Below are 12,760 nucleotides of genomic sequence, written 5' to 3'. Positions count from 1 at the left end.
TTTTTTATCGCTTCAATTTACTTCAATACTTTCATTAATGCCTTTCTTAAATGCAGTCATAACCGATTTTATATTCTGAATCGCTATTAGCACTAAAACACTTCTGTCCAAAACTGAGTTAGCTATTCGGCTAACTCATATGGATTAGTTTTTATTACCTTTTGGTAGTTCTATTTTTTATATGCTTTTTTTATACACATATAAAAAAAAGTGAATCTGATAAGTCCATGTAAGGATTATTAAATTCACTCACCATCCAGACTCTTATACGTTTTTAACTAGAAATAGCTGGTGTAGCGCTCTTTTAATTACTTCAGTTTGTAGATGATACCTGGATTACAGCGGATCATCTCAAATTGTTCGGTTAATCCCGTTAACGACTCCGATGCCCCAAGGAATAAGTATCCGCCTGGGTTTAAACTTGCCGCCAATTGATTTAACACTTTGGCTTTCATTTCAGGTGAGAAATAAATCAGTACATTACGACAAAAAATAACGTCAAACTTACCCAGCAGTGCATAGCTGTCTTTTAAGTTTTGCGGCCTAAAGTTAACCATTTGCTTAACTTTTGCATTCACCTTCATTTTACCATCACCGTTGTCTTCAAAAAACATCCGACGACGCTCTGGGGATAACCCTCGGCTTAACGCTAAGTTGTCATACACGCCTACACGACAAGTTTCTAACATGGTCTGAGAAATATCTGTTGCCGTGATCTGAATGGAAGGTAAGAACCCTGGACGCTTAGCTTGTGTTTCTAATACCGTCATTGCCATCGAATACGGCTCTTGTCCTGAAGAGCTCGCAGCGGACCAAATTTTAATTGGGCGCTTGTTTGCCGCTAATTCAGGTAAAATTTTCTCTGCTAACACAGTAAATGGATAACCATCACGGAACCACAACGTTTCATTGGTTGTCATCGCATCTACAGCCGCAATACGTAATTCACGATTACGTCCAGCGATCACATTTTGTAGTAATTCGGAAAGCGATGATAAAGAAAAACGATTCACTAACGGACTTAAACGACTACGCACTAAGTATTGCTTGCTATCGCCTAACACGATGCCACATTGAGTTTCAAGAAATCGGCAAAACTCACGATATTCTTGATCATTTACAGTTACTGCTGTCATTTACAACTCTTCTTTGTCAGTACGTTTCGGCATTAAATGCTCAATAATTTATAATAATTTTGGGTAATTACGCTGATGTTGCTGGCACATCTGGCATCGCACCTTTAACAGCGCGGCCTAACTCATCAGGGTTAAATTTAGGAATAAAAGCATTAGCCCCAACGCGCTCAACCATGGCTTGGTTGAAAACACCGCTGAGAGATGTATGCAAAATCACATGCAGATCTTTTAATTTTGGATCGTTTCGAATTTCAGCCGTTAAGGTGTAACCGTCCATTTCTGGCATTTCAATATCAGAAATAATCAATGACAACTGCTCATAAATCGAACCTTGCTCTGCCATTTCACGCAATTTCATGATGGCTTCTTTACCATCTTTTACCAATACACACTCGCAACCGATCGCTTCAATCGCACGTTGAACCTGCTTACGTGCAACGGTTGAATCATCAGCAACCAGTACGCGGCGAACTGCAGGGCCATTTTCAACTAAATCTTCTAATACCGTACCTGAGATATTGGTATTAACCTATGAGATCTCATCAAGGATTTTCTCTACATCTAAAATCTCAACCAATTCACCATCGATTTCTGTTACAGCAGTAAGGTAATTACTGCGCCCTGCACCTTGTGGTGGTGGCAAAATCGATTCCCAGTTCATATTAATAATGCGCTCGACAGATGAAACCAGAAACCCCTGCACTGAGCGGTTAAATTCAGAAATAATAATAAAGCAGTTCGTCAAATCCGTAATTGGACGCCCACCTGTTGCCAAGCTCATATCAATAACGGAAATAGTTTGCCCACGGATATGAGCCACACCTTTAATAAGAGGATGTAAGTTTGGCATTGCAGTTAACTGTGGACACTGCAGCACTTCTTTCACTTTAAAAACGTTAATACCGTAACGCTGACGTCGGTTTAATCGAAATGTCAGCAGTTCTAATCGGTTTTGACCGACTAACTGTGTCCGCTGATTCACTGAATCCAAAATACCTGTCATTGGATTAACTCCCTGTCGTATTTAAGTCCGCCCGCGAACACAAGTTCTCCACTCACGATCACATCTGATAAATAATCAAGTTATTAGAATATCTACCTATCATAGCGGATGTTATAGTAATTCTAATCATGACCAAAGAGCATTTACCGTGACAAGCCACAGAGATCAAAAACTCTTGCCGACAGTTATCGGCTTCTTACTGTTTTTCTTTAGCACAAATATCTTCGCATCAAATGATAGTGTGCTAGATTCGGTGCAGAATGCCGCTGAAGAGCTGATAAAACAGCAAATTTCCTTACCAGAAAAAGGGAAATTAAAAATTGAAGCAGCCAAGCTTGATAACCGCCTGCGTTTTTCTTCTTGCTCTAGCCCACTTGCAGCTTCTCTTCCGGGAAAACAAACGTTAAGTGGTAATGTCACCGTATTAGTTCAGTGCCCGACAGAAAATTGGCAATTATATGTCCCTGTGAATGTACAACTGACCTTGCCAAAGGTTGTGGCTGCTGTTGCTTTAGGGCGAGGAATGGTGCTCACTCCTGATAAGCTTTCTGTGCAAATGATTGAAAGTCGCTTCCAACGAGGTAGCAGTTTTGATGACCCGAGAGAAATTATCGGTTCTAAAGTAAAGCGCTCCGTCAAAGCTGGTGAAATGGTACAAGCGCGTGATATTTGCTTAGTGTGCCGCAATGACAGTGTCATTATTCGTGCAGGAACAGGCGGACTAAATATTGTCACGAAAGGCAAAGCATTATCTGATGGTGCTATTGGTGATGAGATCCGGGTACAGAACACAAAGTCTCGACGTATGATTGATGCTATTATTACTGCGGTTGGTGAAGTAACAGTCAAATACTAGCTTTTCTTATTGCTGAAAATAAATCATTTTATCTGCATAATAATCGCTAAAGTCTTAACCTACTTTGCCGATAGTTAGGTATCACAGTTAATTATTCAAGGTAATTATTATGGCAAATATAGATCAATTGCGTGGTGGGCAACCGCTTAACACCACACGTATTAGCCAACAAAAAACATCATCAGATAACCAAACATCTGCAGCAGCTAGCGTTGCCAAAGAGCAACATGATGAGGTATCACTTAGCTCGCAAGGTAAAGCGGTAGGTCAGATCCATCAACAATTAGCAACTGAGCCAAGCTTTGATGCTGGAAAAGTGGCAGAGATCAAACAAGCGATTGCCAATGGCTCATATACTATTGATGCCGATAAACTTGCAGCAAACATGTTAAAGTTCGAAGACGAGCTTAACGGGCTTTAATATAGTACCTGCATATTACGACTGAGATCAGTGCAATGAAACAGACACTTGGGCAACTGCTTGAAGTACAACAAACAACCTTATTGTCTTTAATCGATCTTCTTAAACAAGAAAGAGTGGCAATTACTCGCCGCAAGGCATTAGAAATCGAACAAATTGCCAAAGAGAAGCTTGATCTGATCTACAAAATCCAACAGCACGATTACTTGCTTTCTTCCCATGAAGAACGTGAACAATTAACGCAGATTGAAGAATACCAATCACAGGTTGCTGCAATCCAAAATCTCGTACAAGAATGTCAGCAATATAATGATATTAACGGTGAGGTTTTACAGCGTGCCCACTTGAGTTTTCATAAACTCAATAACCTATTCCAACAAAGCCGTGGACGGCACCAAATGACCTATAACAGCGAAGGTATCGCACAAAATGTTCGGTCATTAGGCACCAATCTCAAAGCATAATTACTAGAACATCACTTCTTGTTTATTCGGCATATGGAATACTTCTCCGTGTTGCTTCATACGTTCCATTAAACCGATATTGAGCTCCATTTCTGTCACATAGCTATCGCCGACAGGGTAGCTACGGATCACTTTTGCTCCACGGATCACCCCATCAACCGCACCGTCGGTATTCTCATAACCTAATTGCTGATCATCAAGAGATGTAGTCGCACTAATACGAAGACCATAAATTTGCTCAGACAGTTCACGATAAGCATCAAGTTTTGATGCTCGCATCGCTCGAATACTTTTCTCTTCCTTGGTTCTGCCTTTTTGCTCACTGATAGATGCGTAACCCACAGCTTGAATCACATCTTTACTTTGCGTTAAATCTGGGCCTGGCGGCTTTGTTCCACCAGAGGAAGTATTACTACAACCAGACAATAACAAGATAGCGGCAGCAACGGCTACATACAGTTTCATTCCTTACTCCCTAAGGCTTTAAAATCACATTATTATCAGGTCGATTACGCACATCAGAGCGCATGATCACACCATTTCGCAGTTGGATCTTATTCATAAAATCTAAATCGCGACCAATACGTTCAGCTGGTAAAAAGCCTTGTGCTGTCGCAATCACAACATTCGATCGCATACCAATAATGCGAGCATTCACCAGTACACCACCACTTTGACGCAACATGGTGCCAGTTAGCACATAATCAACAGGCTGCTGTGAGGCTAACTCTCTCCAATTGCGGCTAATACTAAAATCACCATCACTGGTCACTTTGATCACCCCTGTCGATTTATAATCCACAACAGTGAAACCACGTTGCTGCATCTGGTACATGAAGTTTTCACTCACCACGTTACCTAACCAGTTAGTTTCTGTCATATCTTGCAGATCAACAAAAGACGTCACGGCTAATGGTGTACTTGCAGTGAGATATTGATTAGAAGTGACAAGCTGATTGGCTAGCCCTTCAACAAAGTAATCAACCGTATGGCGAGGGGTATCAGTTAAAGAGTACGTCCCTGAAGAATATCGCTCTTTACCATTATAAACCGGAGGCGTGGTACAGGCTGTCAGCGCTAACGACAACACAATTACGATCCATTTCTTCATTTATAAACCCGCCTTCAAATAATGTTTTCTTTTATATCGTTTCAAAACTCAAATTCTTTAATGTGAGTGCCTAATTGGGAACACTCTTTGCATTCTTATTTTCATCGCATTAATAAAAAGCAAAAAACATACCTAAACGGACTGCTATGAATAAAAAATTTTCTCGTTACTTAGGCGTATTTTGCCTGCTATTTTCCAGTTACAGTTCAGCTCAATGGGTAGAAGTCACTGGTGAAGCCGTCATTTTAGAAAGTGAAGAAACTGCACGGGTGAATGCGCTGGAAGATGCGGTGTTCCAAGCAATGAAACATGCAGGCGGTGAGATCGCGAGCCTATCGTCACTAAAGCCTTATTTGTCAGAATCTCGCCAGCAATACCGATTCAGCGGTAACGAAGTTCGTAATATTACTATCCTTGAACAAAAGAAAGCTGGCGGCAAGATGTACATCACTAGCCGTATTGATATTTATCCATCGGCAAAAAGTTGCCACAAGACCCAATATAAAAAGGGGATCTTGCTAGGGAGCTTCTCGATCGCCGAGCCACAGCAAGCAGCAATGGGTAGTGTCTATAAAATAGGGAAAGACTTTGCAGCTATTCTAGGTAAACAAATACAAAAACGTTCACAAAGCTTTATTGTAACAGGCACGACGACTGTACCTTTTAGCGCAACTGATGCTTCTGCAATGACCATGCTTGCTGAAGATCACGATGCACAATATCTCATTGGTGGCGAAATTACTGATTTAACAGCCACCACTGATGGAAAATTAAAAAAAGAACAAGTAAACCGTCAGTTTGCCGTTAACCTCGAAATCATGGATGGCAAAACGGGTGAGATAATCTATCAAAACAATTACCGAGAAATTGGCTTATGGCCGTTTTCACGTTCGAGCCATGTTGATACACAATCAGCGCGCTTTTGGGTTTCTCCTTACGGTCAAAGCATTCAACGTATAAGCCAAAACATGATGTTAGATATTGAAAGTGCATTATCTTGCCGCGCTAGTCTACCTGAAGTGATCAACATTCATAACAACATCGCTCAAATGAACGTAGGTCGTGTCCATGGCGTAAGGCAAGGTGACAGATTAAAACTTTGGCACAGTGCTGGCTTTATCGATCAAAAAGGGATACCAAGAAATCGTATGGTAGAAACGGATATCAGTTTAACTGTTGATAGAGTTTATGAAAAATCATCAGAACTTATCGTTAATCAACCACAATTAGCGGCAAGCATTCAACCTGGTGATTTACTAACCAAGCAAACAAGGCCTTAGGAGTATTTCCTTAATTTTTTAAGAATATACCGTATAATACTCACATGCTCCCTTAGCTCAGATGGATAGAGCGTCCCCCTCCTAAGGGGAAGGCCACTGGTTCGACTCCAGTAGGGAGCGCCATATTTTTCAAAGGCTTAGCGATTTTCTATTGCTAAGCCTTTTTCGTTTCAGCGAAATCATGTGTAGTTATAGGTGTAGTTAGCAATATCCATAGATAACAAATAACACCTTACGGCTAGAAGCAGAATTTTTTCATCTCTTTTTTATTTGTGTCAATTAGGGCGCAAATTTCCGTTCACTCAAGAATGAATGAAGATTAAACGGCTTCGTCATTTTTCCATTTGCTCCCCTTTTCACTTCAAAATGACACTCTACCTGCATAATTTTCATACACCCTTCCGTATTGTTTTTAAACATCATGAAAAAAAATTAAATTTTTTTCGGTAAACAAATCATAAAAATAAAAATGCTAACTAACTATTTCAACCAGCAATCCGAAACCAGTAAATACTGATATGTTTAAGCGCATACATATCAGGCCTTACATCAGGCTATTTACAAGCTTTCAAACTATTTTATATGATTTCACCGCACCTTAAATGAGATACCAAATTTGAAGGCCATTTAATAATGAATAAGATTCTTATTACTCAAGATGATTTATGTGAACTAACAGGTAAAGGTCGTATAACAATATGGCGATGGATAAAAGAAGGCATACTTCCTGAACCTATGCGGATTAATGGTGTAGTACTCGGTTGGGATAACGAAACTATTAATAAATGGTTTAAAAGTCTTTACTCATCAAAAAACAAATAACACTAATTAGTATCTATTTTTAAATAACAACTTAAGGAAAATAAAAAATGAAAGATAAAACATTTGATTTTTCTCGTCATGTTTCATGGGAAACGGGCTCGAAGAAACTAATTAGAAAAAGTGCATTAGCAAAAAGATTTAATGTGTGTGTAGGAACAGTTGATAATAAGATTAAATCATCAGAATTACCCGAACCAATGAGACGAAATGAACGTATTGTAGGTTGGATGGAAGACTGCCTCGAAGAATGGTTCAAAAACAACAAACCATTTAAAAACAATGACTTAAACAGATTTCAACTTTTGTAATTTAACATCATTTGGTAGATAGAAAAACACCCCAAATCCCTATCTTATCACTGTTAAAACAACAACTTAAACCTCATAACCCATCAATATTAAGGGGGGTATATTATAATATGTACCTTAAACTATTAGACAATGTCACTATTATCTGTTCATGAAAAGTATCCATCTGTTTCTTATTATTTATATGATGAAACTGTTTGGCTTGTGTTTAATCAGTACGCTGGAATAATTGATAAAATACAAAATGCAATATGTCGTGAAGTAAGTTATATGATTAATAGATATTGTAGAATAAGAACAATATTATTTCACATGCATGTAAATTGTTATAGTGATGATAATAAAATCATATCTAGATTCATGAGAAGCTATATAAATAGATTAGAACGCAAATATAAGACGCACATTGGATATATATGGGTAAGAGAGCAAGCTAAATCAGATAAACAACATTATCATATCGCATTATTTATTAGTGCGAGGATGTGTTTAAATAGTTGGTATGCTGTAAATCTTGCTATAGATTTATGCCAAAACATACAAAAGATTGGAACAATACATTATGTAAAAAATGGACTGTATTCGATGTACCGCAAAGATCACGTATCAATACAAACCGTTATTTTACGCCTTAGCTACTATGCCAAACGCTATTCAAAAACATTAAGAGAACCTAAAACAAAGAGGTTTCATACTAGGCATCATAAATAATACGCCCTTGCCCCAAAGTAATCCTACAAAACAAACCCCATGAACCGAACCGATAAGTGCGCAATTAGCCCACCAGCATCATTCGCACTTATAGGAGCTAACAATGAACACACGGTTTAACCTTGAATCATTACCTTTGTGTGGTGCGAAAACCCGTAGTGGTGAGCCTTGTAAGCGTAGAGGCAATAAACGTAATGGAAGATGCAAACTGCATGGCGGTAATTCAACAGGTGCGAAAACAGAACAAGGAAAGATGGCATCTCGCCTTAATGCGTTAAAACAGTTCCCTAGTTGGTACTTTGGTGAGTCTATCCCCATGCACTACCAACAGCGAGCGTACAGATGCTTTGAACGGCTATACACACTAATGACAACCCAGCCTATCAACTGGCAACAGGTATTTCATTTAATTGATATAGACCGTATACCGCTTGAAATGCTCAAGTATCAAATCATGGAATTAACATCAGCCAATGAGTTATTGATGCTACAAGTCGCCCTAGACCGTTATTACCAAGAACAACACAGCGTACACCTTAGCTTTACTGTTTATCTGCCACAGCTAACACCCAATAGCTACAGCAGTGAGTTAAGTAAACCTCAACGAGAATACCTTGATAATTGGCTTAACAAACATAACCCATTAAAAGGCACATTCTTCGATACCAACCAATAATTATTCGTCCACCAGCCAACCGTCCAATTCGAGATGCTGGTGGATGTTCACCATGTAACCTTCTGCTACAATGCGCACAATTCTATTCTTGTCACTTTGATGAAGATTTTCTCATGCCTAATTCTAATTTTACCCAAACCGCTGCCTTCATTTGGTCTGTAGCAGACCTACTTCGCGGTGATTTCAAACAATCCCAATACGGTCGTGTAATTCTGCCATTCACCCTGTTACGTCGCCTTGAGTGTGTACTGGAAGAAAGCAAAGATGCTGTTGTTGCTCAAGCTGACAAAGTGAAAGCAATGAACCTACCAGAAGAAGCACAGGAAAAAATGATCCTACGTGCGACCAATGGCTTGTCGTTCTTCAATACCTCACCGATGAACCTAGGCAAGATGGGTCAAAGTGACATTAAAGATAACCTAGAAAACTACATTCAGTGTTTCTCTACCGATGCCCGTGAAATCTTTGAACACTTCAAGTTTGATGAATTTGTTGGTTTATTGGATGATGCAAACTTACTGTTTAAAGTGGTGAAGAAATTCGCAACAACAGACCTTAGCCCAAGCAAAGTATCTAATCATGAAATGGGCTTAGTGTTTGAAGAATTAATCCGTCGCTTTGCAGAGAGCTCAAATGAAACCGCAGGTGAGCACTTTACCCCTCGTGACATCGTTCGCTTAACCACATCGCTGGTATTCATGGAAGACGATGAAGCCCTTACCCAAGACGGCATCATTCGTACTATCTACGATCCAACAGCAGGTACAGGCGGTTTCTTATCATCAGGTATGGAATACGTTCACGAATTAAACCCTAAAGCGGTGATGCGTGCCTTTGGTCAGGAGTTAAACCCAGAGTCTTACGCTATCTGTAAAGCCGATATGCTCATCAAAGGGCAAGACGTTAGCCGTATCAAGCTAGGTAACACCCTATCGAACGACCAACTGCCTGCCGATCAATTCGATTACATGCTGTCTAACCCACCGTTTGGTGTCGATTGGAAGAAAATCGAAGGTGAAATCAAAGACGAACATACTCTAAAAGGTTTTGATGGTCGCTTTGGTGCAGGTTTACCCCGTGTATCTGATGGCTCATTACTGTTCTTGATGCACCTTATCAGCAAGATGCGTGACACTCATAACGTTGATGGCAGCGTAAATGATGGCGGTCGTATCGGTATAATCCTAAATGGCTCTCCACTGTTTACAGGCGGTGCAGGTAGCGGTGAAAGTGAGATCCGTCGTTACATCCTTGAAGCCGATTTATTAGAAGGCATCATCGCCCTACCGACCGATATGTTTTACAACACGGGCATTGCGACCTATGTGTGGGTACTGTCCAACAAGAAAACGTCTGAGCGAAAAGACAAAGTTCAACTGATTGATGGCTCTAACCTGTGTGGCAAGATGCGTAAATCGTTAGGCTCTAAACGTAACCTAATGAGCGAAGACGACATCAAACTCATCACCCGTACTTTTGGTAACTTTGAAGTGGTTGATGCCCGTGAGCTTGATAAGCCTGCTGAGCAAAAATCCAACCGTGGTCGTCAATCGTCCATCAGCAAAACAGAAGCACCAAAGACATTCGCCAGTAAGATTTTCAACAGCACTGACTTTGGTTACCGCCGCTTAACCATTGAACGTCCATTGCGTCTATCGGCACAAATCACCGATGCAGCGATTGAAAGCCTACGCTTTGCACCAAAGCCACTCAATGCGCCGATGGAGCGTTTATATAACGAGTTTGGCACAGCGTGGAACGAAGACAATTATGGCTACCTTGCGGAAGTTGAAACTGAAGTACGTGCTCTTATCAAAGCTGAGTTTAGCGAACTGAAAGAAAAACAAATCAAAGACCTGTTAGACAGCAAGTTATGGTTATTCCAACGCTCGCTAATGGATAAAGCTCAACAACTACAAACCGCAGTATCTGCTATGTCTGTTGGTGAAAAGATGGCTGGTGGTCGAGATGTAGTAAGCAACGATTTCAACCAATTCGACATCACCATGAAAGGCGCATTCAAAGCGACGGGTATTAAATTTGATGCCAAAGAGAAGAAGCAATTCTTTGATGCCGTAACGTTCAAGAATCCAGACGCCGAGCCTGTAGTTAAGAAAGTACTAAAAGAAACGGCACAGCCACTATACGGATCATTTAACTACAACGGTAAAGTGGTTGAGTTCCAACAAGATGGCGACCTACGTGATAACGAAAACGTGCAGTTAGACTCAAACGTCACCACCACAGAGTTGATTGAGAGCTACGTGAAGCGTGAAGTATTGCCACACGTTAGCGATGCGTGGATCAACGCCGATAAGCGTGATGAAAAAGATGGTGATATTGGCATTGTGGGTTATGAAATTCCGTTTAACCGCCATTTTTACGTGTATCAACCACCTCGTGCGCTCGAAGCGATTGATGAAGATTTGGCACTGGTCAGCGATGAGATTATGAGCCTACTGCAAGAGGTACGTTCGTAATGAATACATATCATTCATATGAAACTTATAAAGAGTCATCTATCGAATGGAGTGACGTTTTACCAACTCATTGGGAATCAGTTAGTCTTCGCTGGATTTCAACTATCTATGCTGGTGGTACTCCATCTAAAACCAATTTAAGCTTTTGGGAAAATGGTACTGTACCTTGGCTTAACTCTGGCTCTGTTAATCAAAGATTAATTATAAAACCATCCACATACATTACAGATCAAGCCTATAAAAATAGCAGTGCTAAGTGGATACCAAAAGATTCACTAGTAGTCGCCCTTGCAGGACAGGGGAAGACTAAAGGAATGGTAGCCCAACTAGGCATAGATTCTACTTGTAACCAATCTATGGCTGCTATTGTTCCGAATCAGTTGGAGTACGCTCGTTATTTATTTTGGTGGCTCAAGTCAAATTATCAAAATATTCGTAATATGGCTGGTGGTGACTTACGAGATGGGCTTAATTTAGAACATTTGGGAAGCATTCAATGTCCTTTGCCTCGTATACAAGAAAGTATTTCTATTGCAGCCTTTCTCGATCACGAAACAGCTAAAATCGACACGCTTATCGAAAAGCAGCAGCAACTTATCGAACTGCTTAAAGAAAAACGCCAAGCGGTGATTAGCAATGCGGTCACAAAAGGGCTAAACCCTGACGCACCAATGAAAGATTCGGGTGTTGAGTGGTTGGGTGAAGTGCCTGAGCATTGGGGTGTATCTCGTTTAGGTTTCCATGCGACAAAAATTGGTAGTGGTAAAACACCAAAAGGTGGAGCTGAAATTTATCAAGACTCTGGGGTTCTATTTCTTAGAAGTCAGAATGTCTACGATGATGGACTACGAATAGCAAAGTCAGAGTCCGTTTATATTAATGAATCAATTCACCATGAAATGGCTGGAACAAGTGTCCAAGATGGTGATGTACTATTGAATATAACGGGAGGTTCTATAGGCAGAAGTTGTCTAGTTCCTACTAATTTCCCTGACGCTAACGTTAACCAACACGTGTGTATTTTGCGATTACCTACATCTATTCGTGAATTTATCTCATTCGTTATGAAATCAAATTCAATTAAAGAACAAATAGATGCGTTTCAAACAGGTGGAAACAGAGAGGGGTTGAATTTTGAGCAGATTGCAAAACTTAAATTTACCTTACCACCACTAAATGAAATTAACTCGATCATAGAGCATATCAAGTCAATTACAGTTACGTTCAATACATTAGAAGAACAAGCACAACAAGCTATCCAACTAATGCAAGAACGCCGCACCGCTCTTATTTCAGCAGCTGTAACAGGCAAGATTGACGTTCGCCACTGGGTAGCACCAACCACCAGCAGTAACACCACAGAGGTACAGCAGGAAGTCAGCGTCTAAGAAACCTCTAGTACAGATTGCCCTTCACAGTCACTGTAAAGGGCAATGTAATATGATTAAGAATTAAACAATAGGATTGGCAGTTCGACTGATTGAAGCCCAAT

At 40.3% G+C, this 12,760-nt stretch carries 13 protein-coding genes, 1 tRNA gene and 1 pseudogene; 11 read left to right on the top strand and 4 right to left on the bottom strand.

The window, feature by feature from the left end:
• Window positions 1–308 precede the first annotated feature (308 nt).
• Entirely contained in the window at window positions 309–1,136 is an 828-nt protein-coding gene (locus Q7674_RS11200) for a CheR family methyltransferase (protein WP_305423761.1), read from the bottom strand.
• Between the two features lie 67 nt (window positions 1,137–1,203).
• Window positions 1,204–2,139: pseudogene (locus Q7674_RS11195) on the bottom strand (chemotaxis protein CheV).
• Between the two features lie 148 nt (window positions 2,140–2,287).
• On the opposite strand from Q7674_RS11195, the gene flgA reads away from it, so the two are divergent.
• From flgA to Q7674_RS11180, 3 genes are all read left to right on the top strand, one after another.
• A complete protein-coding gene (gene flgA, locus Q7674_RS11190) occupies window positions 2,288–2,995 on the top strand; it encodes a flagellar basal body P-ring formation chaperone FlgA (RefSeq protein ID WP_045063887.1) in 708 nt (235 codons plus the stop codon).
• Between the two features lie 109 nt (window positions 2,996–3,104).
• On the top strand, window positions 3,105–3,416 hold the full coding sequence (gene flgM / locus Q7674_RS11185) for a flagellar biosynthesis anti-sigma factor FlgM (protein WP_023933166.1): 312 nt from the start codon (window positions 3,105–3,107) through the stop codon (window positions 3,414–3,416).
• A gap of 35 nt (window positions 3,417–3,451) precedes the next feature.
• Window positions 3,452–3,880 (top strand): flagella synthesis protein FlgN, encoded by a 429-nt coding sequence (locus Q7674_RS11180; RefSeq protein WP_008986420.1) that lies wholly within the window; start codon window positions 3,452–3,454, stop codon window positions 3,878–3,880.
• 3 nt (window positions 3,881–3,883) lie between these two features.
• Here Q7674_RS11180 and Q7674_RS11175 read toward each other — a convergent pair whose 3' ends face one another.
• Window positions 3,884–4,345, bottom strand: coding sequence for an LPP20 family lipoprotein (locus tag Q7674_RS11175; RefSeq protein ID WP_045063889.1), 462 nt, complete (start codon window positions 4,343–4,345; stop codon window positions 3,884–3,886).
• Window positions 4,346–4,355: 10 nt separating this feature from the next.
• Entirely contained in the window at window positions 4,356–4,991 is a 636-nt protein-coding gene (locus Q7674_RS11170) for a FlgO family outer membrane protein (protein WP_045063890.1), read from the bottom strand.
• Window positions 4,992–5,137: 146 nt separating this feature from the next.
• Here Q7674_RS11170 and Q7674_RS11165 point away from each other — a divergent pair, with 146 nt between their 5' ends.
• From Q7674_RS11165 to Q7674_RS11135, 8 genes are all read left to right on the top strand, one after another.
• A complete protein-coding gene (locus tag Q7674_RS11165) occupies window positions 5,138–6,271 on the top strand; it encodes a flagella assembly protein FlgT (RefSeq protein ID WP_045063892.1) in 1,134 nt (377 codons plus the stop codon).
• A gap of 46 nt (window positions 6,272–6,317) precedes the next feature.
• Window positions 6,318–6,394, top strand: a tRNA-Arg gene (locus Q7674_RS11160).
• Window positions 6,395–6,904: 510 nt separating this feature from the next.
• A complete protein-coding gene (locus Q7674_RS11155; protein WP_045063894.1) occupies window positions 6,905–7,093 on the top strand; it encodes a helix-turn-helix transcriptional regulator in 189 nt (62 codons plus the stop codon).
• Between the two features lie 47 nt (window positions 7,094–7,140).
• Window positions 7,141–7,401: a helix-turn-helix transcriptional regulator gene (locus Q7674_RS11150; protein WP_045063895.1), complete on the top strand. Its 261-nt coding sequence runs from the start codon at window positions 7,141–7,143 to the stop codon at window positions 7,399–7,401.
• A gap of 132 nt (window positions 7,402–7,533) precedes the next feature.
• Window positions 7,534–8,112 carry a YagK/YfjJ domain-containing protein gene (locus Q7674_RS21875; RefSeq protein ID WP_080892205.1) on the top strand — a complete coding sequence of 193 codons (579 nt, stop codon included), beginning with the start codon at window positions 7,534–7,536 and terminating at the stop codon, window positions 8,110–8,112.
• A 103-nt stretch (window positions 8,113–8,215) separates the two neighbouring features.
• Entirely contained in the window at window positions 8,216–8,788 is a 573-nt protein-coding gene (locus tag Q7674_RS11145) for an HGGxSTG domain-containing protein (RefSeq protein WP_045063897.1), read from the top strand.
• A 113-nt stretch (window positions 8,789–8,901) separates the two neighbouring features.
• Entirely contained in the window at window positions 8,902–11,268 is a 2,367-nt protein-coding gene (locus Q7674_RS11140) for a type I restriction-modification system subunit M (RefSeq protein WP_045063898.1), read from the top strand.
• Complete coding sequence (locus Q7674_RS11135; protein WP_045063900.1) at window positions 11,268–12,656, top strand: restriction endonuclease subunit S; 1,389 nt, start codon at window positions 11,268–11,270, stop codon at window positions 12,654–12,656. Before Q7674_RS11140 ends, Q7674_RS11135 begins: the two co-directional genes overlap by 1 nt.
• Window positions 12,657–12,760 lie beyond the last annotated feature (104 nt).

It is taken from the genome of Photobacterium leiognathi (assembly GCF_030685535.1).
Classification (GTDB): domain Bacteria; phylum Pseudomonadota; class Gammaproteobacteria; order Enterobacterales; family Vibrionaceae; genus Photobacterium; species Photobacterium leiognathi.
Note: the sequence above shows the minus strand (reverse complement) of the source record. Positions and strands in the feature narration are given on the sequence as shown.